Genomic DNA, 25134 nt, shown 5'->3' on the forward strand with positions numbered 1-25134 from the left:
TAAATAAAAGCGTTTACTCCGCAGGGTAAACCATGGGGAAGCCAAGAGTGGGGTGCTCAGAAATAATGGATTGGTAGCCGTAAACGGATTCAATCATTTCACTTGTCAGCGCTTGCCACGGTGGATTATCACAAACGAGCTTACCTTGGTGCAGAATGACTAAGCGGTCAGAATATTGCGCCGCAAGGTTAAGATCATGCAATACTACAACGACGGCAGCATGGTGATTTTTCGCCATATCACGAGCGATCTTAAGGGTGTTGTGCTGGTGGGCGAGATCTAATGCAGACGTGGGTTCATCTAACATTAAAATCTTTTTGCCTTCTGACTGGTCAAGTTGGACCAAAACACGCGCTAAATGTAGTCTTTGCTTTTCTCCCCCCGACAGAGATGGATAAAGTCTTTTCCCAAGATGAGCGACATCCGTCATCAGCATATATTTATCCGCTAATGCTTTGGCGTGCTTATTCGGTACATTAAGTGGAATTGCCCCTAGCTCAACCACTTCTTGAGCCAAGAAAGGAAAGCTTAACGTACTGTGTTGAGGCAACATTCCGACATGCTTAGCGAGTTCGCTCGCTTGCCAATCTTGCTTCGCTTGATCGAAAATCCGAATATCATTGTTTGAAGGGATTTCGCCGCACAGTAGTTTAAGCAGAGTACTTTTCCCCGCACCATTTGGACCAAGTAATGCGGTTACTTCACCGGCTTTGATCTCAATGTCGACTTCATTCAAGACTTTGCGTTTTCCGTAGGTAACAGAAAGGTTGTTACCGCTTAAAACGACGTGATTTGTCATAAAATGCGTCCTTTTTGTTGGAATAACAAGTAAAGGAAGAATGGCGCACCGATAATGGCGGTTACGATACCTACAGGCAGTTCCGCAGGGGCAACGGCGACGCGAGCAAACATATCAGCACCAGTGAGCAGTAACGCGCCCATCAACGCAGAGATAGGAATCAAAGTTCGATGGTCTGGCCCAGAAAGCATGCGAACAAGATGCGGGATCACGAGGCCAATAAAGCCGATCATACCGGAAACACTGACTGTCACACCAACACCTACAGCGGTGAGTAAAATTAGCTGACGCTTTAACTTTTGTACTGGAATGCCAAGGTGATTAGCTTCTGCTTCGCCAAGCAATAGAGCGTTTAAAGCCAAAGATTTGCGCATAAAGCAAAACAGTAAGACAAGTAAAGCCGCTGAGCAAAGTAGGATGTTTTGCCAATTAGCACCAGCTAAAGAGCCCATCGACCATAACGAAAGATCTCGCAGCATTTGGTCGTCGGCAATGAAGTTTAGATAACCAATCCCCGCACCAGATAGCGCGCTGATAGCGACACCCGCTAATAGCATAATGGTCACAGATGTGCCCATCTTGCTTGTGCCTAAGTGATACACAACAATTGTGGTTAGTGCGCCACCAAAAAAGGCGAAAATGGGTACCGCGGCAAAGTTCATCAATTGCGGGTAAGCTTGGCTTATCTCGCCAAATAGTACGATAGCGATGGCAGCACCCAATGCAGCCCCCGCTGATACGCCAATTATACCCGGTTCTGCGAGGGGGTTTCTAAATAGCCCTTGCATCACTGTGCCGCAGACAGCCAATATCGCACCAACTAACATACACAATACTGTTCGAGGGAACCGAATTTCGTGAATCACTAGGTTAATGTGCGGAGCGAGTTGGTTATTGGTCGTGAATAAACTGGTGAGGCTATCGATAAAACTGATGTTCATCGGTCCTATGGTGACGGAGCTTACAGCCGTCACCAATAGAGCGAAACTAAATATCAGCAGTGTTATCGACAGTGGAACATGTCTTAACAGCATACAAACCTTATTACTGGCTGAGAATAGCGCTTAGGCGTTGTGCTTCTTCTAGGCTTTTTAGACCTAAGCCACCAACCAATGCATGACCATCAATAGTGACGATGTTTTTGGTTTTGCCTGCTGGTGTTGCCGAGAGCATTGGCATCGCTTTAAGAATGGCATCAGCGCTGCCCATTTTTTGGTAACTGCGACCGCTTACCAAAATTACGTCTGGCTGCATTTCAAGCATGGCTTCAACAGAAAGCGGTTTGTATGACTCGAGTTGATTGGCTGCTGGGTTAATACCGCCAGCAAGTTCGATGATTGCATTTGGTGTGGTTTTACTACCTGCTACATTGGCAGGGCGACCTTCGTGAATGAGTAAGAACAGTACTTTTTTCACTTCCGTTTGTTGGGCTTTTGCTTGGTTTAGCAGTTCAATTTTAGATTCAATGTCTTGTTTCACTTTCGCCGCTTGCGCTTCACTGTGAGTGAGCTTAGCGATTTGATCAACTCGTTGTAGAAGCCCCTCTGGTGTAGCTTCTGTATTGACGATATCAACACTCACACCCGCAGATTTAAGCTGTGCTAGAGCGGTATCTGGCCCCATCTCATCGGAGCCAACAAGCTTGGTAGGTCCCATGGCCAATAGACCTTCAGCAGAGAGCTGTCGGTGATAGCCGACTTTAGGAAGCTGCGCTCCATCAGGTAGCTGGCTTGTCACATCCACAGCGATCAATTGATCTTGTTGGCCTAAAGCAATCATAAGTTCCGTTACGGCGGCGCCAGCACTGATGATGCGTTCTTTCGCGAAAGAAACGGGCGCAAATGCTACGAGAGAGGCGAGGGCTAATCCTTTAATCAATGTTGTTTTTTTCATGTTGAGCTCATTAGTTATTCGGTTTGTCTTCAGTCAAAAGCTGTGTCGCTTCTATGCCATTTTCTTGTAAGAAAGCGAGCACTCTAACTAAATGCTGAATATCAGCGGTTTTCTCAGCACCAATGACGATGGGCTGTGAATTTGATTTGTATTGTTCAAGCAGTGCGAGGGTAAAGTTTTCCCAGTCGATATACTCTTTGCCATCAATCGCCCAATGAGGTTTGGCATCTAAGATATTGATGCTCATCGAGCGAGTGTCGACTTCGGCAACCGCTTGTGAATCAGTGGTGGGTAAGTCAACCTCAAGAGATTCGAGTTTGACCGCGGCAGTTAGCATCAAGAAAACCATGACGATAAAGATGATATCGAGCAAAGGGGTAAGGTCGGGTGTTAACCCATAGTTTTGCTTTTCTTGAGAGGCTTTGATCATAGTGAAGCCTCATTGGCCGGTTGAGGGTTTGTACTCTGTAGGGTATTAAAAGATGGTGTTGCTTCGGTGACGCTAATACCTTCTAACCATAAGTTAACGTAGTTGAGCGTGTGCTCAAGCTTGGCCATGACCTTATCCGCCCATAAACCTAATAGCTGCGCGCCCGCAATAGCTGGAAGGGCAATCATTAGGCCCGCCGCTGTGGTGCGCATTGCAATGCCCAAGCCTTCTGCAAGATCGTTAGGGGTGATGTTGCCACTTGATACTGCTACCCCTTTAAACATTTCAATAAGGCCAAGCACAGTGCCTAATAAGCCAATGAGTGGGCTGATCACACCGATTAAAGTTAATAGACGAAGCCCAGAGTTAAGTTGATGGCGTTTTTCTTGTAGCCACATTCCCGCGGCATCTTCTCGAAGTACTTTGTCAAAGTTGTGGTGCGCTAATAGCATCGCAACGCCTTTGTAAAGCAGTGGGCGGCGAGGTGACAGCTTTTTTGCTAGTTGCTCAAGTTGTTGGCCATTGGTTGGCGATACCTTGGTTAATTCTGTTCTGATTGCGCGCTTACCTACGCCTAAACTAATGGCCACTTGAAAGAGGCGTTCAGTGATGATCATTAACGTGAGTGCTGAACAAATGATAAGTGGCCAAGCCATTAGGCCTAACTGTTGCTGTAATTCGTTAAGTTGTTGCATGTTTAGTCCAGTTTAAATCGAACAGGTATCTGTACTCGATGGGCAACGGTTTGGTTACCTATCGTATGAGGGGAAAATTTCCATTTTTTAATCGCATCAAGCGCTGATTGGTCAAGCACGGTTGTGCCAGAGGATGAAATTAGAACTTGTTTAACTTGATTGCCGTTTTGATCAAGCCAGATCTCATACATAGCAACGCCCTCAACTCCTCTTTTTCGAGCAATTCTTGGGTATTTGGGTGCTGAAGGTCGCTCTAGGAATGCGGGTTTCTTCACCATGATTGGCTGAGCAGATATACCAGAGGTTGTTGGTTTGGGTTTGCTGGCTATTTTCTCTGGTTCGACTTTGGTTGGTTCTACTTTCTTTATGGTCTCTGCGGGTTTTAGTTGTGTTTTTTGCGCTACCTTTTCGGCAGGCTTAACTGGCTTTTTGACGATTTTAGGCTGAGCTTTTTTCGCAGGTGTTTTCTTTGTTACTGGTTTTGGCTTTACTTTAGGTTTTGACACATCAGCGGGTTTTGAAACGGTTTTTTTCACCGGTGTCGGTTCAATAGGCTTAGGTGGTGTTGGTTTTGCCGAAGCAGGTTCAGCGGGCGTAATAGGCGTAACAAATTTTAGAGATACGATTTGTGTTTTGGCTCCAGCCGGCATTGCAAACGCTTTGGGTTCGTCAGTCACAAATAGTAACGCTGCGTGTAAGGCTAAAGACACCCCGCCAGCAATGACATATCGAGTTACGTTCACAATTCGTCCCATTGAAGATAGTTAATGTTCAAAGTGAGCGAATTATTACGCAGAAAATATTTGAGATCAATTATCAATTGCATTCTCATTTGCGTCAAATTATTATCTGTCACAATTAATAAACAATCACGCTTGAGCTTTATAAAATAAGGCTTGAGGGCAAATGCCTTGCTGCGGTTAGTAACATTTTATTAAATCATATAGCGTGCTTATGCATTTGATTTTCTAGTGGTAAGGCGTAATGAGCGTAAGCAAAAATTAGGCAACAGTAGTCGATAGGTAAAAATGATATGCAAGACATTCATAATGATGTTGCTCTGATATTAGAGCAGGACCCAAATTTATTACCCGCTGCGATAGCTGAGCGCCTTGGCGTTGCGGAATTCAATGTGGTTTCAGCGTTACCAAAAGAGATGGTAGCACTCGCTTCTGGTGTAGATGCGCAAGCTATCCTTGAAGGATTGGTTGATTTTGGCCCTGTGACCACGATTGTTCAGTCGTTTGGTTCGATATTTGAGGTGAAAGCCCCGTTCCCTAGAGGGAAAATGGCGCGTGGATATTACAACTTAATGGGCACTGAAGGTCAGTTACATGGCCATTTGAGGCTAGATAATATAAAGAATATCGCGCTAGTCAGTAAGCCGTTTATGGGCCGCGAGAGCCACTATTTTGGGTTCTTCTGCGAGCAAGGCAATAACATTTTCAAAATCTACTTGGGGCGTGATGACAAGCGTCAATTGATCAGTGCTCAAGTGGAACAGTTTAAAAACAAGCAAGCGGAACTTAACCAATAATTTGGTCGAAACCAGAATGAGCTCAACCCGCTTGATGTAATAAGAATAGAAAGATTAGGAGTTAGTCAATGAATCAACAAATAAAACAGGAGCGCCTACAAGGCCGCCTTGAACCTGAAATCAAAGAGTTTCGCCAAGAACGACGCACATTACAGTTAGCTACTGTCGATGCTGATGGTCGTCCGAATGTCAGTTACGCGCCATTTGTGCAAAACCAAGATGGATACTTTGTGCTGATTTCAGAGATCGCTCGTCATGCACGTAATCTGCAAGTAAATCCAAACGTGTCTTTAATGATGATTGAAGATGAAGAGTCATCAAAACAGTTGTTTGCTCGTAAGCGACTTACCTTTGATGCCGTCGCGTCAGTCGTAGAGCGTGATAGCGAACAGTGGCATCAAGTGATCGCGCAGATGACAGAACGCTTTGGCGAGATTATTGACGGCCTTAGTCAACTTCAAGATTTTGTGTTGTTCAACCTGACGGCAGAGAATGGGCTATTTGTGAAAGGTTTTGGTCAGGCGTATCAAGTCTCTGGTGATGATATGGTTGATTTTGTTCATCTACAGGATGGGCATAAGAAAGTCGAAACGGCATAAAAGGGAAGGGAGCGACTTGCTCCCTTTCTTATATCAATTAGTTAGGTAGTTCTACACCCGCTTCGCGATGTAAGCGTTGGCATGCTTTGCCATCACTGTGGAATAGATGGCAGCGATTTGCAGGAATACCAATTTCTAGTGTATCACCAGCATCGATATCTAGCGTATCCGGTTGGCGGTAGATAACATCGGCATCTGCTGCATCAATGTGTAGGTAAGCTTGTGTTTCGTTACCAAGTTTCTCAACGATCATGACTTTACCGCTAATGGTTGCATCACCTTGTGTCGCTGGTAACAAGTGTTCTGGACGAACACCTAAAGACATGCGCTCGCCACGAGTGACGGTTCGGCCATCCACTGGGATCCAGAATGTGGTGCCATTTGCCAGCTGAACCATTACGCGGTCATCTTCCACTTCTTCAATGAACACACTCATGAAGTTCATCTTTGGTGAGCCAATGAAACCTGCCACAAAACGGTTTTGTGGGTAATGATAAAGCTCGAGCGGCTTACCAACCTGCGACACAAAACCAGCATCAAGGACGACGATTTTATCTGCCATCGTCATTGCTTCAACTTGGTCATGCGTAACGTAAATCATAGTGCAACCTAGTTTGCGTTGCAGTTTAGTGATTTCTGAGCGCATTTGAACGCGCAGTGCTGCGTCTAGGTTAGATAAAGGCTCGTCTAATAAGAAAACATTCGGCTGTGAAACCAATGTACGGCCAATTGCCACACGCTGACGTTGACCACCCGATAATGCCTTAGGTTGACGGTCTAGTAGATGGCTCAGTTGAAGAATTTCTGCAGCATGTTCAACTCGGCGATCCGTTTCCGCTTTATCTGCTTTGGCTAGCTTCATACCAAAAGACATATTGTCGTACAGGTTTAAGTGTGGGTATAGCGCATAAGATTGGAATACCATGCCAACGCCGCGCTTTGATGGTTCAACATCGTTCATGCGTTGTTCGCCGATGTATAGATCACCCGAGGTGATATCTTCTAGGCCTGCAATACAACGAAGTAGGGTAGATTTACCACAGCCAGACGGCCCTACAAATACGACAAATTCGCCTTGCTCAATTTCTAAGTCTACGTTTTTTGAGATTAAAACATCGCCATAGGCTTTACAGACATTTTTTAAGGTAACACTCGCCATCTAGCTCGTCCTCGATTTTTATATTTATTACCGCCCGCACGTTATATGAATTATCTCGCAGACAGTAAGTGTAGGAATTCAGTAAGGTGGAGTTTACCGACTTGTGTTGCAATCGGTAAGGGTAAGAAATAAGGGTGGCGAACCAGGCTGTAGTTCTGCCACCCATCAAAGCAAATAGATAAAAATATCTCCCCCGAAACTTATCAGTGCGTGCCCCGTATTAATCCACTAACACTGATTTGTTTTCAACATTTTTATCGTAGCTTTGAAAACCGTCGCTCTTAACAACGTCGGTAAGGGATTCACCCTCCACTTAAGATGGTGCAATTTTGCTTAACTATAGGACATTGTTCATCCTCCCAGTGCTTTTTTTTAAAGGGGTAGTAGGGGGGGAGTAGCAGAAACGGGGAGGAAAATTGGTAAGGAGATCGAGTTCAAAATAAATCCTGAGTAATTATAGAGAATGATCACAATACGATTTGTTTTTGTGATTTGAGTTGGAAATAGTAGTCGATAGTGATCACAAAAATAGTTCATCATACCCAAGGCGTAGGAACTAGGATGATGAGCTGCTTCTGGTTTTGTTTAACAATGCTTGACGAAATCCGGTGAAGCCTATCGGTAACACCCTACAACACAAATATAAAAAGGATATGAACATGAAAAAAGCGCTAAGCTCAGTCGCCCTTGGCACGCTGGTTGCTCTTGGCTCTTTCGGTGCTAATGCTGCCATCGAAGAAGGACAACTAACCATTTGGATCAATGGTGACAAAGGTTATAACGGACTTGCTGAAGTAGGTAAACAATTTGAACAAGACACAGGCATTGTTGTGACTGTGGCACACCCTGATGCGCTTCAAGACAAGTTCCCACAAACTGCGGCAACGGGCGATGGCCCTGATATCGTATTTTGGGCGCACGACCGCTTTGGTGGCTACGCAGAAGCGGGTCTATTAACGGAAATCACTCCATCAAAAGAAATCAAAGAAGGTATCGTTGATTTCGCATGGGATGCAGTGAAATACAACGGCAAATTGATCGGTTACCCAATTGCGGTTGAATCACTTTCTCTAATCTACAACAAAGATCTCGTGCCAAACCCACCAAAAAGCTGGGAAGAAGTGGCGAAGATTAACGAGCAGTTAGCGAAAGATGGCAAAACAGCCATCATGTGGAACTTAAAAGAACCGTACTTCACTTGGCCGCTAATGGCAGCTGACGGTGGTTACGCGTTTAAATATGGTCTAGAAGGTTACGACGTTAAAGATGCAGGCATTAACAACGATGGCGTTAAAGATGCAATGAACTTCGTTAAAGGCCTTGTAGACAAAGGCGTTATCTCTTCTGATATGGATTACTCAGTGTCTGAGTCTGCCTTCAACCAAGGTAAGACAGCCATGACCATCAACGGCCCTTGGGCGTGGGGTAACATTGAGAAATCTGGCATCAACTACGGCGTTGCGACACTTCCTAAGTTTAACGGTAAGTCATCTAAACCATTCGTAGGGGTATTAACGGCTGGTATCAGCACTGCATCTCCTAACAAAGACCTAGCAGTAGAGTTCATTGAGAACTACCTATTGACGAACGATGGTCTGCGTAAAGTGAACGACGACAAGCCACTAGGTGCGGTTGCTCTTAACTCATTCCAGCGTGAGCTAGATGCGGATACACGTATTGCAGCAACAATGGATAACGCAATGAATGGTGAAATCATGCCAAACATTCCTCAAATGAACGCATTCTGGGGCAGTGCTAAGAATGCCATCATCAACATTGTTGAAGGTCGTCAAACTGTAGATGCAGCGCTTGCAGATGCAGAAAAGCAGATGACTAAGTAATTCTGTTCTATGCTCCCAAGGAGGGATTCGTCCCTCCTTCATCTCTTTAGTATTTCGCTAGCAGGTTCTACTATGCAGTCAGTACAAGGCCCAGATGCTTTGGCATCCAACACTCTCTATTTACCGTCGAGTAAAAGCGTTTTTATCAAGTGGGGTCTATTAGGCTCAGTTGCACTGGTTAATGGTTATGCCACGATTTTGATGTATTCACGTGGTGAAATCGCCTTTGCTCTTCTTACTCTTTTACTTACCAGCCTAGCCCTATATATCTTCGGAAATAAGAAGACCTATGCACATCGCTATATCTACCCAGGTATCGCGGGCATGATTCTATTCATTATGTTTCCTTTGGTGTACACGGTTGGTTTGGCCTTCACCAATTTCAGTGCGAAAAACCAACTCTCTTATGACCGCGCGCAACAGGTGTTATTAGATCGTACCTACCAAAGCGGCCAAAGCTACCCATTCACACTGTACAAGACCGATTCTGGTCATCAACTTGTGGTTGAGAAAGAAGGCAAAACACTGGCCTCTGATTTCTTTAACTTAAGTCAGTTGAGCGAGATGAACATGGCTCTGAAGCCAGTTGATCAAGTGAATGGTAAAAAAGAACCGATTAAAACTATCATCAAGAATCGCTCTTCACTGGGTAAGGTTGACCTATTAATGCCTAGTGGTGAAGAAATTCGCATGAGTGGTTTGCGTAAGTTTGCAGCGGTTGTTCCTCTGTATACTTTGCAGCAAGACGGCGAGACACTGCTTAATAACGAAACGGGTGAAACCCTTAAACCGAATCTAGACAAAGGTTTCTACCAACCAGTGGATGAAGCCGGTCAGTTTGTTGGTGATACCGTTTCTCCGGGATTCATCGTTAGCATCGGTACTGATAACTTTGAGCGTGTGTGGAAAGATGAGGGTATCAGCCAACCATTCACCAGTATCTTTATTTGGACTATTGTTTTCTCGGTACTGACCATTGTCTTTACGGGGGTGATTGGCTTGGTATTAGCCAGCGTTGTTCAGTGGGAAGCGCTGAAAGGACGCAGCATTTACCGCGTGTTACTGATTTTGCCTTATGCGGTACCAGCATTTATCTCAATTCTGATTTTTAAAGGTCTGTTTAACCAAAGTTTTGGTGAGATCAACATGGTGCTCCAGACAATGTTTGGTTTAAGCCCAGCGTGGTTCTCTGACCCATTCTTGGCGAAAATGATGGTGCTTATTGTTAATACATGGCTTGGTTTCCCTTACATGATGATCCTATGTATGGGCCTACTTAAATCGATACCAGATGATTTGTACGAAGCGTCTGCAATTGATGGTGCGAATTTCTTTGACAACTTCCGCACGATTACTCTGCCGCTTATGATTAAGCCATTGATGCCACTGTTAATCGCTGCGTTTGCCTTTAACTTCAATAACTTTGTACTGATTCAGTTATTGACTCAAGGCGGACCAAACATGATTGGCACATCAGAGCCTGCGGGTTACACCGACTTGCTTGTTAACTACACCTATCGTATCGCCTTTGAAGGTGCGGGTGGTCAAGACTTCGGTCTAGCAAGTGCTATCGCCACTTTGATTTTCTTGTTGGTCGGCGCACTAGCGTTACTCAACCTACGATTCACTAAACTAGCACAAGATTAAGGAGTAACCCGATGGCAATGGTACAAGGTAAATCTCTAAAATATCGTGTATGGGCGACACACGCCCTCATGTGGTTATTTCTTGCGGCAATTATGTTCCCACTACTCATGATTGTGGCGATTTCTTTCCGTGAAGGTAACTTCGCAACTGGTAGCATCATTCCTGAAAATCCATCATTGGAGCACTGGAAGCTTGCACTAGGTTTTTCAGTCACTAATGCGGATGGCTCTGTAACACCACCGCCTTTCCCAGTACTTACGTGGTTGTGGAACTCAGTGAAAGTTGCAGGTATCAGCTCGATTTTGATTGTTGCGCTTTCAACGACATCAGCGTATGCATTTGCTCGAATGAAGTTCAAAGGTAAGAACACCATTCTTAAAGCAATGATGATTTTCCAGATGTTCCCGGCAGTATTGGCTCTTGTCGCGCTTTACGCATTGTTTGATAAGCTTGGACAGTATATTCCTTTCCTTGGGTTGAACACTCATGGCGGCCTAATCTTCGCTTATTTAGGGGGCATTGCTCTGCACGTTTGGACAATCAAAGGTTACTTTGAAACGATAGATGGATCGCTAGAAGAAGCCGCTGCATTGGACGGTGCAACTCCATGGCAAGCCTTTAGATTAGTGCTATTGCCACTGTCAGTGCCGATTCTTGCTGTAGTGTTTATCTTGTCATTTATTATGGCAGTAGGTGAGGTTCCTGTCGCATCCTTATTGCTTTCTGATGTAGATTCGTACACACTAGCAGTAGGTATGCAGCAGTATCTATATCCGCAGAACTATCTGTGGGGAGATTTTGCAGCAGCAGCAGTATTGTCTGCTTTGCCGATTACAATCGTTTTTCTACTTGCACAGCGCTGGTTGGTCGGAGGATTAACATCCGGCGGTGTGAAAGGCTAATAAAAATGATAAAGGCGACCTATTGGTCGCCTCTTTGTTCTTTTCTTAACACTCTTGGTTTGGCCGCCGATCAGTTAAGAAAGGGCAAGTTGGCGTTACGCATAGCTGGCTGTTAGCTAGATTCCTTACTATCCAAAAACTAACAGTTTTTTGTAACCTGAGCCCGAGCATAGCTTGGGCTTTTTTCTGCCTAACTCACCAAGGCATACTAATTTTTGTGGTATTTACAGTACATACGCAGATTAACTGTATGCGATTCAAATCTAAAAAATAAGCAAACGTAGAATGCCATGTTGCAAAGCAACATGAAACGAAGACGGCTTTGATGATTTTATGTTCAGTGTTAAGAGAGGACAGCTTCTAAAACTCTCGGTTGGATGGCGCGCAGCCAAGGTAACGCAACAGCACGTAAATGCTCTCTTGAGATAACGCAACACGACGAAAAAGATCGGCAAAGGTAGCATCTCCGCCAAAGCAGGTTTGAATGTAGTGGTTAATCTCATTGTCACCATACCCTTCTACATACATAGTTCTTACCCATTGATATTCAACCGCTTTTGGGTTGAGCAACGTGTGTTCGCTTAGCGTTGTCCCTTTTGTCGCCAATTTAGAAACCTTAGATAAAAATGGAATTCGCAGCATTTAATCAAACCTAGATGAAAGAAAAATGACAGCAGCGTGACTATCGAAGATATTTAGTACCCTAATATGGCGAGGTCGTCTTAAAAGATGCGACTAGCTGCACAAAGTGATACTCACAATGGTCTGCTAATTGCTTAGATATTGTTCTATGGATGAGTTTCGTCATTACTCAGTCACATTGATTGAGATGACGATTCGCTCGGAAAAGAAGGTGAACGATATGGTTCGAACATTAGTGCTATTACTGCTTATTACTGTAGGCGGTTGTGCCAGTGAATACGCGTTAGAGCAAGCAGGACAGGATGACTTTGCTAACATCACCTTACATGCGCAAGCTGAAGGGACAATGACAGGGACATCTGTCCGTTTCTTTCATGTTGATCAGAATGGTCAATGCGATGTACGTGGCATCAGTGGCTACAAACAAGTGATGCACAAAATTGGTATTGGTGGCTGGGCTGAGTGGAAATACGATACGGAAGAGAAAACCGTCGCGATTGCAGCGGGTGAGCCAATCAAATTAATGGTGGCGGCTAATTCTGGTGGGATGGGGTGCACCATGTTATCCGAATTTGTGCCGGAACAAGGTTCAGAATATCAGCTTAACTTTGTGAGTAAGATGAGTAAATCTGGCTCGCCGGAATGCAGCTTAGAGTTGTTAGATGGCGTATCAAAGCTCAAGCCCGGCTTAGATGGCTTCAAAAGTGAAACCTGCTCTATCGATAAATAGAGAAGTGCTTGGTTGTATAAGCACACACCGATAGTTTTAAAGCGCTAAATCTAGAGCAAGATGTATGGAAAAACGCAAAGCTGGCCGACCAAGCCGTGACACCAATGCAAGAGAGCTGCTTATTAAACATGCTCGTGATCTATTTACAGTGATGAGCTATGACAAAGTATCTATCCGCTTGGTCGCTCAAAAGGCAGGGGTGAATAGCGCGCTCATTCGCTACTATTTTGGCAATAAAGAAGGGCTGTTTGAAACCATGGTGCGTGACACGCTTGCCCCGATGGAGCAACAAGTAAAGCGCCTGATGCAAGATTCCAGCAATGGCAGCGTGTTTGATATCATGCGCACGTATTATCGAGAAATGATTAAGTTTCCTCAATTTCCACGACTTATTGCTCAAGTAATGCAAATGCCTGCGTCAGAAATTCAACGAACCTTGATCGAAAGAGTGTTCATGGACATCACTAAGCCAGTCCAGAGCGTGTTGTTTGATAAGTTGTTTGGTGAAGAACGAATGAAAGAGGGGATGGACGCTAAGTTATGTAAAGTCTCTTATCTTTCGCTAATGGTGTTCCCTTTCATCGCTCCGCACTCATTATTTGCCATCCATGGGATTGAGCTTAATGAAGAGTTTCTTAACCAGCTGCTAGAGCACAACATAAAAATGATGACCAGTGGCATGCTGAAAGCCGATAATACGGTCGAAAATTAAGACCAAAACATCTCTTTAGGATCTTTTTCCACTTCGTGCATGATTGTCGTTAAGTCACCACTGTGCGCCAAATAAGGGTAGGGTTTCCACTCATCATTCTCTTTGTCATCTGCGACAAAAAGCTGCCACACTTCTTCTTCATGATCCCAAACAATCTTCGCCACTGAACGCATATAGTCACAATGGTTAGAGTCTAAAAGGTAGTGCTGTTTTATGAATATCACGCCGTTATCAATAGGCTCAAAGTTCGCTTTCCCCATTTCTGGAGGTAGCCCTTGATTGCGATGCTGGCAGACAAACAGCGCGCGGTGTTCGACCTGTTTTTGCAACAAACTCACTAAACCCATACTGACTCCAATACAACCATGCGGCTTCCCATATTATGGTCTATAAACCGTGGCGTCTGCATAGCCTTTCACAAAATTGTAATCAAAACGCCATATCATGTGGCTGGTTATAGTTTAGTGGTCATCACTGAGTAGCACATCACAAGGATGGCCAAGTTGGAAATTTTGGAGAACATTATGATGCGAATCGCACTTGCTGCGTTATTGTCTTTTTCTTTTATCTCTTTGTCAGCGCAGGCTAGTGAAGTCAACATTAGTGGGTCAACCTCGGTAGCACGTATCATGGATGTGCTCGCTGAAGAGTTTAACGCCAACCATAAAGAAACCTATGTAGCGGTTCAGGGCATAGGTTCAACCGCAGGGATTACCTTGTTGAAGAAGGGGGTAGCTGATTTGGGCATGAGTTCTCGTCACCTTACAGAGAGCGAGCAAGATGAGAATATCAGCGTCTCTACCATTGCCTTTGATGGCTTAGCGGTTGTAGTGAACAGCGATAACCCGCTAGCTAATATCACCCGCGAGCAGTTGTATGACGTGTATAAAGGCAAGATCACTAATTGGAAGCAACTTGGTGGTCATGATCAAAAAATCGCAGTCGTAACCCGAGAGGCATCATCAGGCTCACAATACAGCTTTGAAAGTTTGCTTGGACTAACCAAAGTGGTGAACGATCAACGAGTATCGGACGTAAATCCGGATAACTTAGTTGTGAATAGCAACAGCATGGTAAAAACCTTGGTCAATCATAACAAACAAGCCATTGGGTTTATTTCCATTGGCTCGATAGACAGTTCGGTGAAGGCGATTCGCTTTGAAGGGGAAAAACCGAGTAATCAAAATGTGGCAGACCGAAGCTATCAGTTAGCGCGTCCTTTTCTCGTTATTCACCGTAACGATAAATTGGATGACGACAGCAAAGCATTTCTTGAGTTCTTAAAAAGTGATACTGCGAAACAACTCATCGCAGACTATGGCTACACTGCTGAACAATAGAAAGCAAAAGGGAGAGCATGATGCTCTCCCTTGTTCATTCTGATGCAGCGATTGCTTAGAAATGAAGTTGAATCACTGACACGACAACCGCAGCTGGGCGACGAATGCCTTCGATTTCAACTTTGATTTCACGCTCAATTTCTAGCCCTTTACGTACAGGAGTGACTTTAGAAAGGGTGCTAACGGCACGCACGCGGTTCCCCGCCTTTACAGGATAAGGGAAACGTACTTGGTTTAAGCCGATGTTAACGACCATCTTTGCCGTAGGAAATAGGGTGTTATCTGGGTCGACGCTGTCTGTCATTTTAGGCAGTAATGCAAGCGTTAGAAAACCGTGTGCAATGGTCGTCTTAAAAGGCGATTCGACAGAAGCGCGCTCAGGATCGGTATGAATCCATTGCATGTCTTCCGTTACTTGACCGAATTGATCGATTCGCTCTTGCGATACATGAATCCACTCGCCAGTGTGAATAACGGTATCAAGCTTTGTTTCCAGTTCTTCAAGCAATTGCTGAGCTTCTGGTTTTAGCTCGATAGGTTTCGGCTTCGGTGGCTCATCATTAACAGCAGGTTGTTGCAGATCTTTTAATCGTTGAAATAGCTGGCGATTATTTGCCTTGTGCAAGAACTCACCCCAATACTCACGCATTGCAGGCGATACCCATTGCATAAACTCAGATTGTTTAGTGCTTACTTCACTACGATGTTTAAATAAGTCCGCGACTTTCATAAAAACCTCAGATACAGAACATAGACTACGCTAATTCCCTAATTTTGAAGCAGTTCACAATTATCTGCAATTACTTTCGGGCGTACACGCGTTTGCTCAATGCTAATACCTATAATAATTTCATTGACTTAACAATAAAACACTATTTTATTAGAATGTGATCTATTAGAGTTTTTGACCTACTATTTGGCGACTTTGGTCGTTTTGTGCTACCAAGTTTCAATTATTTGCTGGCGACTAAGTGAGCAAACAAACTCTTAGATGCAAATTATTCCTTTACAAGACCCATGCCAATATCTAATATACGCCACGCAACGGAGAGATGGCTGAGTGGTTGAAAGCACCGGTCTTGAAAACCGGCATACGTTAATAGCGTATCTAGGGTTCAAATCCCTATCTCTCCGCCACATTCTAAGCCCTAGCAGAAATGCTGGGGCTTTTTCGTTTCTTCGGCGTTTAGCCAATATCCCCATATGCTTTTAGGTTTATCTGACATATTTACCTAACTATCTGATCTTGATTCAATTAATTGCCATTTTGCAGCTGGTGGTTGTGATAGAATTCCGCCGTGAGGGTAAGGTTAGCCAATGGATGGCTGAGTTTAACGGGGTCGTCACCTTACTTATTGTATTCAATAGTTTAGTTGTAGCATCGTGGCAAAAAAGAAAAACCGAAATAAAAACAAGGCTGAAGTAAAAACATCTTCTGCCACTCCTAAGAAAAAGGTTCAACGTCAGTCAGGCAAGGGCCGCAAAAAGCCAAGCCCAATTCTAATTGCGTTTACTACCGTGTTGGTGACTCCGTTTTTACCCTTGCTCTTGTTAGATGGGGATGCGGTGATCAATGCTAAGCTAGAGCATGTTTGTACCGCTTTGGTAAAACATACGTTTCCTGAAGCGCAGATTGAGCAGATTGATACCCATATCAGAAAGTACCCCAATCTAAACATCGCTTTGCAGAGTGAAAATCCAGCCCGAGAAGAGATGGATGGCTATGACTATCGCGCGCAATATAACACGTTAGATATCGCGTACAGCTATGGTCGATATATGGAGGCGCGTGATGTCACGATTGTCGCCAAGGAATCGGCAGATGGAAAAATGACTTCCCCAACATCGTGTCATTTCAGAAGTCGATTCGGGTATTTACAAGAGCAATTAGTGTTTGAACGATTTAAGCAAAACTATCGTGACTATCCTACCTACGCAGCATGGTTCGTGTTTGATGAATCGGTGGACTATATCTATACCGGTTCGACAGGCTATTTAGTGAGCATGGATACAGGGATGAAGGAGCGCTGGGATTACCTTTATCAAAAAGTGAAGTCACTGTTTGTTAAAGGTTAGCCAATGCTTTCGTCGATTGGCCCTATAGAATAAAGCACGAGTTCGGCGGGGTTTTCATTTGCTCCAAGGGAGTGGATGTCCTCGCCATCTTCAATCAATTGTTTAATGATGGCTAAGCCTTGAGCTTCGGGCACTTGGATGATGGTTGGCATTTCTGAGGCTGAAACGCCATATTTGGTCGCTAGCAATAGCTGCTTAACTTTTTGCTTGGTGTCGTCTCTCATGAGCTTTTCTTCGCTATATACCACTTCACCAAGCATAGCCTTTGTCGAGGGGGAAGGCTACTCGGCTTTTGGCGCTTCTTCTAAAGATTGCTCTGGTTCGCTAACTTCCACAGTTTGCTGTTGGTTTTCTTCCGCTTCCATTTTGGCGCGCTCAGCTTTGGAAATATAACGAGGCTTATTGTTTTTGTGCAATTTTGAGTTCGCTTTCTTTTGCTTCGCTTTTAAGATCTGATTGATTTTCTTTTTACGGTTCATGATGCCACCTAGTGTTGTGCGGTCGCGAATCATAGCAAACTCTTTGTCGTATTGCATTAGCTGTCGCGCTTGCTTGATAGGCGCTTATTCTACTATCTAGATAGTGGAAAACAGGCAATAAAAAACCCGAAGCGAACTTCGGGTTTTATCTAAACGTTGTTAGCAAGATTAGTTAGCTTCTGCTTCAACCAATTGCTCTTCTTGCTCACGAGCCGCTTGAAGCATCTTACGAATAACGAAAGAAGAAACAAACGCAACGACCACCATAATGACAGCAAGAATAGTCAGCAGTTGGAAGTATTCACCGTAAACGTTTTTAACGATGTCTTGAGTGATCTCTTGGCCCTTTTCTAGAGCAATAGACGTAGAGAACACCGCACCAATAATGCCACTTAGTGCCATTGCAACTGAGAATAGTGATACAGAGAAGCCTTCGATGTGTTTTGGTGTAACCGCTAAGATAAATGCAACCACTAAGCTACCTACAATGACTTCTGCAAATGCTTGGAAGAAGTGAATCGCTAGGAAGATTTCAGGGCGAATGATTACGTCGTCACCAATGTTTATTACTGCCATTGTTAAGATACCAAACGCGATAGCGGTAAAGATAAACGCTAGACCGATCTTGGTTGCGGTCGATAGGTTGATACCTTTCTTCTCTAGAGAAGAGAACGTTAGGGAAATCACTGGGCCAGCGACGATACACCAAAGAGGGTTCATTGCCATTGAAGCTTCAGGTGCAATAGGAATGATATTGAATAGGTCACCACGCATAGTGTTGATGGTTACCATAGTCATTGATGTCATCATTTGACCGTAATATACAAAGAAGCAAGTGGTCAGCACTGTCATGATGAGGATGGTACCCATCTTAAGTGCGTCTGACTTGCCAGATTTGAACATCAAAGAAATGAAGTACAAGATCGCAACCGCGCCAATGGCGTAAACGATGTTTTGACCAATGTCCATGTTTTTGAACATGAAGAATACTAAGCCAACCATCGCCGCAGACAGAACAAAGAACGCGAGCCAATTGGTTGTTGATACTGGTTTTTGGTCAATATCAGCCGCGACACCGACCAAAGGCTTACGGAAGAATACGAGGGTAACGAATGCTAATGCAGCCATAACCGCAGACAGCATGAAGCTACCGTGGAAGCCAATCACCAAAACAAACATAGGGAATAGGTATTGACCAAGTAGAGCGCCTACGTTGTTTACCGAGTAGTTTACTGGGTAGCCATTTTCGAAGTCTTCTTGGCTAGCAAAAGTACGTTTGTAAAGGCTAGGGTAAGATGGCGACATAAGGCCACGAGCGTAACTCGCTAGAGCGATACCTGCCAAACTCATTGGAATATTGGTGGTTGAAGCACCAAGGATAAGTAGAAGGTAACCGGTCGCGAAAGTACCGTAAGAAATGGTCAGCGAGCGGTATGCGCCTAAGAATTTGTCGGCGATGAAACCACCTGCGATAGCAAATAGTGGGCCGATGGATGAGAATGCACCAACAACCATCATGGTATCGGCTTCACTGTATTGCAGTTCTTCTAGGAAGAAGCGCGTGAGGATAATCATCACACCGTAGAAAGATAAGCCAAACATCATTTGGCAGAACATCATCGACTTATTGAGTCTATTCCACATAGTTTTCTCTTGGGGTTGGAACACAAATTTTGAGGGCGGGAATTATCGCAGAAATGCGAGATGATGCACGAAGTTTCCCCATTGCCATGCGGGATATTATGCTTTTTTTGATGCCAACCGTTTGCTTTGTGGGTTTTTATGCTGACGATGAAGTTGATTTCTTATGTAACTTCTGTCTTGTAAAATTATCATTCACACGGGTGTGCAAGATGAATCAGCGCTAAGCCACCTAATGAAGTCTCGCGGTATTTCCTGTTCATGTCTTTACCTGTTTGGTACATGGTTTCAATCACTTTATCGAGCGAGATAACGCACTTACTGGTGCGCTTTAATGCCATGCGAGAGGCATTGATGGCCTTTACCGCGCCCATTGCATTGCGCTCAATACATGGGACTTGAACTAAGCCGGCTATTGGGTCGCATGTCATGCCGAGTGAATGCTCCATGGCGATTTCTGCAGCAATGCAGATCTGCTCATTGCTGCCACCGCGCAGTGAAGTTAAGCCAGCCGCCGCCATCGATGATGAAACGCCAATTTCCCCTTGGCAGCCGACCTCTGCGCCAGAGATGGAAGCATTCATTTTGTAAAGAATGCCAATTGCACCTGCTACGGCGAAAAAGTCTTTAAGTTGTTTGGTATCAAGTGGGCAGATAAATTGATGGTAGTAAGTTAAAACCGCAGGGATAACCCCAGCGGCACCGTTAGTTGGTGAGGTGACCACTTGTCCACCTGCGGCATTTTCCTCACTAATGGCAAAGGCAAATAGGTTGATCCAATCCATTACTGCCATCGGGTCATGTTCTAATTCATTATTGGATTTGAGTTTCTTATGCAGGCTTGGCGCGCGGCGAGTGACGCGCAGGCCACCTTCTAGAATGCCTTCTTGATTAAAGCCTCTTTGCATACAGAGTTGAATGACCTTCCATAATTTATCGGCTTGCTGGTCAATTTCTTCCATGGGCCTAAAAACCACTTCATTGCGTAGCACCATAGTGGCGATGCTAAGTCCCAGTGAATCCGCTTGGGTCAGCATTTCATCGGCGGATTTAAAGGGATGAGGGACATCAATTTGTACACTGGTTTCGTTATTGGTTAGCTGCTGCTCTGTGGCAATGAAGCCCCCGCCAATAGAATAATACACTTGGCTTGTTAGAGGCTTGGCTTGGGAATCGAAGGCGGTAATCGACATCCCGTTTTCATGAAGCGGGAGATTGCTTGAGTGGAAAACGATGTCTGTATCGTAATCAAAGCTAATGGACTGTTTACCGGCGAGATTCAAACAATGATTGTCGATGGTGTCTGATAGGGATTGCTTAGCGCTGGTGATCTTGATGGTGTCAGGTTTGTTGCCAAGTAACCCTAAGATGACTGCTTTATCTGTATGGTGGCCTTTGCCCGTCAGCGAAAGAGAACCGAACAGGTCGACTCTTACGCGGGAAACCTCGACAAGTTGTGATTCTATGAGAGATAAGAAATCAAACCCAGCTAGCATTGGGCCGTTGGTATGGGAGCTTGATGGGCCGACACCAATCTTAAATATATCGAAGATAGACAACATACCTGTACTCCTTTTAGCTAAATTATCAGGTAGTTACCTGATCTTTTTTGAACTGTGGTGAGATTAATCTCTAGTGAGAGCAAGCGAGTCAGGTATACTCTAAATATAGTCGGGCTTGGTTAAAATGCGTTGGATAAGGGAAGCTATTGAGTAATCGAACATCAAGGAATGTGAAGCAAGTCATTCTTATTTTAGGCAAGCGCTTAGTTGATGATACTCTCACTTCAGAGGGCGTTTCGCGCATAGCGGCACTCAACGATTATTTGCATCTAATACAACCCAAGCAACCCATCTTGGTCTTCTGCGGAGGCGTATTGAAAGGCCAAACGCGTTCTGAAGCACAAGCATTATGGGATGAATTTCGGCTCACTAACTCCCTCTGGAAAACCATTCCGCAAGCCCGGATCATTATAGAAAACCGCTCGATTAATACGGTGCAAAATATAGTCAATGCGAGCAGTGAACTTATACGCAGCGGTTTGTGTGAGCGTGGCGAGTGGGTTGATGTGATCTTAGTGTCGAATGATTATCACCTCACCAGAATCATTGAAATACAAAAGATGATGCCTGAGCAAGGGTTACTGACTGTGCTTGTAGATCGCTGTGCTCAAGCAGGATTGCATCTTAATGTTCCTTTAGCAATCGATGCGCATTGCAGTGCACGATACCCGCATGAGACAGAACAAGGTGAAGCGTTTTTACTGATTGATGAGCTCACGACATTTCGAGTGTTATTAGAAGGCATAGTGAAAGGTGTGTTTTCGAAGCGTTGGAGCGATACCGCGCAAGAGCCTATAGCCGTAACCAAGCAGGCCTTGAGGGCGTTAACTAAGCTGCAAGTAATGAAGCCACACCAGAGTGACTTGCAGCGGATATCTGAGTGGGTTGTTCAGATTGAACTGCTACTGGAACAGAGCAAGTTAACAATAGAGGTTGTGCAGCAAGTGCTTGTAGAGTTTGACGCGATATTAACTCAGTTAAATCGCGTCATAGATCCGGAAGGATAATCGCTTAATCGCGCTAGAGTGGCATCACTCGGTTACGACCTAGCTGTTTTGCTTCGTAAAGGAGTTTGTCGGCGCGTTCGATAACCGCTTCGAAGTGCTCGTTTTCAAGGCGTTCTGTGACCCCGAAAGAGGCGGTGATATTGCCGACTTGCTGACCAGAGCGACGATCGCGAATTGACAGCTTTTCAATGGTGCGGCGCAAGCTATCAGCAAACTGGCGAGCTACACGAACATTGCGATTAGGAACGATCAGCGCAAACTCTTCCCCACCAAAGCGGTAGGCGGTAATACCATCGCGGCAACTGCTGTGCAAACGACGAGCTAGCCCTTTGATTACCGTATCGCCAAACAAGTGGCCGTAGGTATCGTTGTAGTTTTTGAAGTGATCAATATCCGCCAAAATGAGGCAGAAGCTTTGTTCACTTAAACACAGCGTTTTGATGTCATTATCAAATGAGCGGCGATTGTATAAGCCCGATAAGCTGTCAAACAGCGCGTCTTTTTGGACTTCTGCCAGTTGAGATTTTAATCGACCAATCTCTTCACTCGCGGTGCTAAGTTGGTTGCTTAAAAAGCTGGTGGAATGGCGAATTTCACGAGATTCTGCAACGAGCTGTCGAATGACTGTCATTACTTCATCCAGTGACATGCTTTCATCTTCAACGCGTTCTAAGTTACTAAAACTGCGGTCTATTAGCTCTGAGAACTGAGAAGTGTCGCTCAGAGTATCAGACATTGAGCTAGCCACTTCGTTGACTAATATCTCAATGTTGGCGCGTAAGTCACTTAATTTGGTTTCGTTACGAGACGCAACATGCTTGTTGTAAAGTTGTTCGCCACTGGCGGGAGGGCAGATACCAAAATTTTCGATAATGGTATCAAGCTCGAAATTGAGTTTTGGAATCGCATTATCGACGTAGGCATACCATAGCGCGTAGTTCGCAGGCGTAGCAGCGACATGATTCTTCATCATTAGTGGGACAGCTTTTTTGAGATTAGCCGTCGACTTCTTAAAATCGTCTTCTGTCATGATCTTCAGCGGCAGTCTTACTTTATTACTTATCTGTTTATGTTAACTCAAACTTATTAAGTCAGTTATAAAAATAAGTGTCTAATTGTTTTTAGTTACTTTATGACTTCTTGATTAGGGCTACGTTAATCAAACTGATTGAGTGCGTACAGTGAGCATAGAGAATAAACCTAAAAACTGTGATCCTACTTGATAGAAAACAACCTTGTGGTGACTAAAGGCTCACTTATGCCTAATGCGTTCGCGCTTTTGGGGAGCTAGGCAAGCTCAGTACCTTGGCTGAGTTTCGCTGCGCCGCGAAGCATGGCTTTTATCAAATCGCCTGCGTTGAACTTCTCTAGTGCCTCATGAGCACCCACTTGTTGCGCACGCTGCAAACATATCTCACTTGATAATGAGGTGTGCAAAATGATGTAGGCTTTACGTAGCTCAGGATCATTCTGTGTTTCAAACGCTAACTCGTAGCCATCTAGCCCTGGCATTTCAATATCACTGACTAATAGATCGATGCCTTTGCCAGCTTGAGAGGCTTCGCGCATGTAGTCGAGTGCTTCCGCGCCATTTTTACGAATCGCATAAGTAATATTGATACTATCCAGCGCATCTGAGAGCTGTTTTCTAGCAATGCTTGAATCATCAACCAGAAGAATGTGCAAGGCTTTGAGGCGTTCACGTTCTATATCGGTCAGCATCGGAATGTTGGCCGCTTCAGTGTCTGGATAGATTTTGGAAAGCAGAAGCTCAACATCTAACATTTGAATGATTTTCTCGTCGAAGCGAGTAATACCCGTCACGAAGACGTTGTTTCCCGCCGTTGGAGGGGAGGGCTCAATATTGCGCCAATCGCAATCTATGATTTTTTCGATCGAACGAACCATAAATGCCACAACCGTGCGTAGGCAATCGGTCACGATTAAATAACAAGAGCTGTATTCTTCTGGCTGAATTGGACGAAAGCCAATAGCCGCAGGCATATCAATAACAGGAACGTTGAGATCACGAATCGTCACCGTACCAATCACGTTGTGATGTGAGTAGGGGATTTGTGTCGTCGGCATATAAGGGACTATTTCACGCACCTTAAGCGTACCAATTGCAAAAAGCTGCTTATTGGTGGTGAGTGTAAACATCAGCATACCTTGTGACTGATTTGCTTTACTAATTTTCGCCATTTGGTCTCTCAGATATGACATCCTATAAATGAATATGGTAACGCAAATGAATTTATGATCCATGAAGCAGATCAGGGATTGTCATGTTTCATTGATTAAATGAGATCATGGTACAAACCTTAGATGAACCCAGTGCGTAAATTCGATACAATCGCGCGCTAAATTAACCTGACAGAGACATTGTTATGGCAAATACTGCTGCTGCACTCCACATCTTAGTCAAGCATAAAGAACAAGCTGAAGACATCATTAAGCAACTGAAAAAAGGAGCAAAGTTCCAGACTCTAGCCAAGAAGTACTCAACTTGCCCATCAGGTAAAAAAGGTGGTGATCTAGGTGAATTCCGCAAAGGTCAGATGGTTCCGCAGTTTGATAAAGTGTGTTTTAGTGGCGAAACACTGGTTCCTCATTTGGTAAAAACCAAATTCGGATGGCATGTAGTAAAGGTTTTGTATAGAACATAGTGCATATCTCGCCAAGATGAACAGCAAAAGCGCCTTTGGGAAACCAAAGGCGCTTTTTTGTAACAACTTGCTCAACATTTAACATCTGTATGCCTTTCTTGCTGTGTTGTAAGGCTTTGATAATATGATGGGATATTAATATCCGACCTTAGATTAAATGGTGATTAATTTATTATTCTGTGTTGGGCTTAATTGTAAGTAAGCCAATTCGTTATATTTAATAACCACAAATAATATGATGACTTATTTTGTCTCATCATGAAGCGATCATCTACATTAAACCATTATAAAAGCAAGGTCATTATTGGGATGCACATGTTTCATAGTGAAAACTTTCACTAATTTTGCTTGTTTTTTAATTAAGTAATTGTTTTTGTGTGGTTTTATGGCTTTGTTGTGATGTGGCTTAACTCGTTAAACCCGAATGGTGAATATCACTTTTAAATGTAAGGATTATTAACCTTGTAATTGTTGTGGAATTTGTTGTCTAGCTGGTATTTATTTTTAGGATCTTAAAAATGCAATAAGTGCAAATGATAGTTCTATTAATTTGTGCGGTATATCATTTTAATAAAGGGTTTAGACAAAAGTTTTTCAAATTGTAGTTTTGGGTTTTCAAAATAACCCAATTTTGTGTATAAAGTGTTAAGTTTCTAATTCTTTATAGACACTCGAGCAATGTCAAAATTAACATTAGCAAATGAATGTTAAATAATTATTAAAATATTGTTTATTTTTATTTCATCTGTCTCATGTGAAAACATCTTAGAGTAAGAG

General features: G+C 44.0%; 27 protein-coding genes and 1 tRNA gene. 12 read left to right on the forward strand and 16 right to left on the reverse strand.

The window, feature by feature from the left end:
• Positions 1-13 precede the first annotated feature (13 nt).
• Genes OH461_RS19460 through OH461_RS19485 form a run of 6 tightly spaced genes read right to left on the reverse strand, consistent with a single transcriptional unit; the run spans position 14 to position 4560 of the window.
• On the reverse strand, positions 14-799 hold the full coding sequence (locus tag OH461_RS19460; protein ID WP_270022194.1) for a heme ABC transporter ATP-binding protein: 786 nt from the start codon (positions 797-799) through the stop codon (positions 14-16).
• Complete coding sequence (locus OH461_RS19465; protein WP_270022195.1) at positions 796-1833, reverse strand: FecCD family ABC transporter permease; 1038 nt, start codon at positions 1831-1833, stop codon at positions 796-798. Before OH461_RS19465 ends, OH461_RS19460 begins: the two co-directional genes overlap by 4 nt.
• 10 nt (positions 1834-1843) lie before the next feature.
• Entirely contained in the window at positions 1844-2692 is an 849-nt protein-coding gene (locus OH461_RS19470) for a heme/hemin ABC transporter substrate-binding protein (RefSeq protein ID WP_270022196.1), read from the reverse strand.
• Positions 2693-2702: 10 nt separating this feature from the next.
• Positions 2703-3122, reverse strand: a complete 420-nt coding sequence (locus OH461_RS19475) for an ExbD/TolR family protein (RefSeq protein ID WP_270022197.1) — start codon at positions 3120-3122, stop codon at positions 2703-2705.
• The gene (locus OH461_RS19480) at positions 3119-3817 is read right to left on the reverse strand and encodes a MotA/TolQ/ExbB proton channel family protein (RefSeq protein WP_270022198.1); all 699 of its coding nucleotides are present in this window, start codon (positions 3815-3817) and stop codon (positions 3119-3121) included. Before OH461_RS19480 ends, OH461_RS19475 begins: the two co-directional genes overlap by 4 nt.
• Positions 3818-3819: 2 nt before the next feature.
• Positions 3820-4560, reverse strand: a complete 741-nt coding sequence (locus OH461_RS19485; RefSeq protein ID WP_270022199.1) for an energy transducer TonB — start codon at positions 4558-4560, stop codon at positions 3820-3822.
• Between the two features lie 290 nt (positions 4561-4850).
• Between OH461_RS19485 and hutX the strand changes: the two genes are divergently transcribed.
• Both hutX and hutZ read left to right on the forward strand, forming a co-directional pair.
• Positions 4851-5354, forward strand: coding sequence for a heme utilization cystosolic carrier protein HutX (gene hutX, locus OH461_RS19490; protein ID WP_270022200.1), 504 nt, complete (start codon positions 4851-4853; stop codon positions 5352-5354).
• A gap of 68 nt (positions 5355-5422) precedes the next feature.
• A complete protein-coding gene (hutZ, locus tag OH461_RS19495; RefSeq protein WP_270022201.1) occupies positions 5423-5953 on the forward strand; it encodes a heme utilization protein HutZ in 531 nt (176 codons plus the stop codon).
• Between the two features lie 37 nt (positions 5954-5990).
• Here hutZ and malK read toward each other — a convergent pair whose 3' ends face one another.
• Complete coding sequence (gene malK / locus OH461_RS19500) at positions 5991-7112, reverse strand: maltose/maltodextrin ABC transporter ATP-binding protein MalK (protein ID WP_270022202.1); 1122 nt, start codon at positions 7110-7112, stop codon at positions 5991-5993.
• A gap of 659 nt (positions 7113-7771) precedes the next feature.
• Here malK and malE point away from each other — a divergent pair.
• From malE to malG, 3 genes are all read left to right on the forward strand, one after another.
• The gene (gene malE, locus OH461_RS19505) at positions 7772-8953 is read left to right on the forward strand and encodes a maltose/maltodextrin ABC transporter substrate-binding protein MalE (protein ID WP_270022203.1); all 1182 of its coding nucleotides are present in this window, start codon (positions 7772-7774) and stop codon (positions 8951-8953) included.
• A gap of 72 nt (positions 8954-9025) precedes the next feature.
• On the forward strand, positions 9026-10600 hold the full coding sequence (malF, locus tag OH461_RS19510) for a maltose ABC transporter permease MalF (RefSeq protein WP_270022204.1): 1575 nt from the start codon (positions 9026-9028) through the stop codon (positions 10598-10600).
• An 11-nt stretch (positions 10601-10611) separates the two neighbouring features.
• Positions 10612-11502 (forward strand): maltose ABC transporter permease MalG, encoded by an 891-nt coding sequence (gene malG, locus OH461_RS19515; RefSeq protein ID WP_260261758.1) that lies wholly within the window; start codon positions 10612-10614, stop codon positions 11500-11502.
• A 360-nt stretch (positions 11503-11862) separates the two neighbouring features.
• Here malG and OH461_RS19520 read toward each other — a convergent pair whose 3' ends face one another.
• Positions 11863-12144 carry a hypothetical protein gene (locus OH461_RS19520; protein ID WP_270022205.1) on the reverse strand — a complete coding sequence of 94 codons (282 nt, stop codon included), beginning with the start codon at positions 12142-12144 and terminating at the stop codon, positions 11863-11865.
• Between the two features lie 148 nt (positions 12145-12292).
• Between OH461_RS19520 and OH461_RS19525 the strand changes: the two genes are divergently transcribed.
• Complete coding sequence (locus OH461_RS19525) at positions 12293-12874, forward strand: hypothetical protein (RefSeq protein WP_270022206.1); 582 nt, start codon at positions 12293-12295, stop codon at positions 12872-12874.
• A gap of 64 nt (positions 12875-12938) precedes the next feature.
• Positions 12939-13586 carry a TetR/AcrR family transcriptional regulator gene (locus OH461_RS19530; RefSeq protein WP_270022207.1) on the forward strand — a complete coding sequence of 216 codons (648 nt, stop codon included), beginning with the start codon at positions 12939-12941 and terminating at the stop codon, positions 13584-13586.
• Here OH461_RS19530 and OH461_RS19535 read toward each other — a convergent pair.
• Entirely contained in the window at positions 13583-13933 is a 351-nt protein-coding gene (locus tag OH461_RS19535) for a DUF3024 domain-containing protein (RefSeq protein WP_270022208.1), read from the reverse strand. The genes OH461_RS19530 and OH461_RS19535 overlap by 4 nt on opposite strands.
• A gap of 177 nt (positions 13934-14110) precedes the next feature.
• Here OH461_RS19535 and OH461_RS19540 point away from each other — a divergent pair, with 177 nt between their 5' ends.
• Positions 14111-14926, forward strand: coding sequence for a phosphate ABC transporter substrate-binding protein (locus OH461_RS19540; RefSeq protein ID WP_270022209.1), 816 nt, complete (start codon positions 14111-14113; stop codon positions 14924-14926).
• A gap of 55 nt (positions 14927-14981) precedes the next feature.
• Here the strand turns inward: OH461_RS19540 and OH461_RS19545 are convergent, their stop codons facing one another.
• Positions 14982-15656, reverse strand: coding sequence for a MaoC family dehydratase (locus OH461_RS19545; protein ID WP_270022210.1), 675 nt, complete (start codon positions 15654-15656; stop codon positions 14982-14984).
• Between the two features lie 316 nt (positions 15657-15972).
• Between OH461_RS19545 and OH461_RS19550 the strand changes: the two genes are divergently transcribed.
• Positions 15973-16063 (forward strand) — tRNA-Ser (locus OH461_RS19550).
• A 246-nt stretch (positions 16064-16309) separates the two neighbouring features.
• Positions 16310-17002 (forward strand): hypothetical protein, encoded by a 693-nt coding sequence (locus OH461_RS19555; protein WP_270022211.1) that lies wholly within the window; start codon positions 16310-16312, stop codon positions 17000-17002.
• On the opposite strand, the gene OH461_RS19560 is transcribed toward OH461_RS19555, so the two are convergent.
• The 4 genes from OH461_RS19560 to OH461_RS19575 all read right to left on the reverse strand — a co-directional run bounded on the left by OH461_RS19560 (position 16999) and on the right by OH461_RS19575 (position 20684).
• Positions 16999-17226, reverse strand: coding sequence for a hypothetical protein (locus OH461_RS19560; RefSeq protein WP_270022212.1), 228 nt, complete (start codon positions 17224-17226; stop codon positions 16999-17001). The genes OH461_RS19555 and OH461_RS19560 overlap by 4 nt on opposite strands.
• A gap of 57 nt (positions 17227-17283) precedes the next feature.
• Complete coding sequence (locus OH461_RS19565; protein ID WP_270022219.1) at positions 17284-17481, reverse strand: DUF2986 domain-containing protein; 198 nt, start codon at positions 17479-17481, stop codon at positions 17284-17286.
• Between the two features lie 168 nt (positions 17482-17649).
• Entirely contained in the window at positions 17650-19125 is a 1476-nt protein-coding gene (locus tag OH461_RS19570) for a peptide MFS transporter (protein ID WP_270022213.1), read from the reverse strand.
• Between the two features lie 188 nt (positions 19126-19313).
• Positions 19314-20684: an L-serine ammonia-lyase gene (locus OH461_RS19575; protein ID WP_270022214.1), complete on the reverse strand. Its 1371-nt coding sequence runs from the start codon at positions 20682-20684 to the stop codon at positions 19314-19316.
• Between the two features lie 170 nt (positions 20685-20854).
• Between OH461_RS19575 and OH461_RS19580 the strand changes: the two genes are divergently transcribed.
• Entirely contained in the window at positions 20855-21691 is an 837-nt protein-coding gene (locus OH461_RS19580; RefSeq protein WP_270022215.1) for a YdcF family protein, read from the forward strand.
• Positions 21692-21704: 13 nt separating this feature from the next.
• Here OH461_RS19580 and OH461_RS19585 read toward each other — a convergent pair whose 3' ends face one another.
• Together OH461_RS19585 and OH461_RS19590 are read right to left on the reverse strand one after the other, a co-directional pair.
• Entirely contained in the window at positions 21705-22721 is a 1017-nt protein-coding gene (locus tag OH461_RS19585) for a GGDEF domain-containing protein (protein ID WP_270022216.1), read from the reverse strand.
• Between the two features lie 257 nt (positions 22722-22978).
• Positions 22979-23893, reverse strand: coding sequence for a chemotaxis protein (locus tag OH461_RS19590; protein WP_270022217.1), 915 nt, complete (start codon positions 23891-23893; stop codon positions 22979-22981).
• Positions 23894-24078: 185 nt separating this feature from the next.
• Here OH461_RS19590 and ppiC point away from each other — a divergent pair, with 185 nt between their 5' ends.
• Positions 24079-24357 carry a peptidylprolyl isomerase PpiC gene (gene ppiC, locus OH461_RS19595; RefSeq protein ID WP_004745652.1) on the forward strand — a complete coding sequence of 93 codons (279 nt, stop codon included), beginning with the start codon at positions 24079-24081 and terminating at the stop codon, positions 24355-24357.
• The last annotated feature ends 777 nt before the right edge of the window (positions 24358-25134 follow it).

Source organism: Vibrio sp. LaRot3 (genome assembly GCF_027587025.1).
Lineage (GTDB): Bacteria > Pseudomonadota > Gammaproteobacteria > Enterobacterales > Vibrionaceae > Vibrio.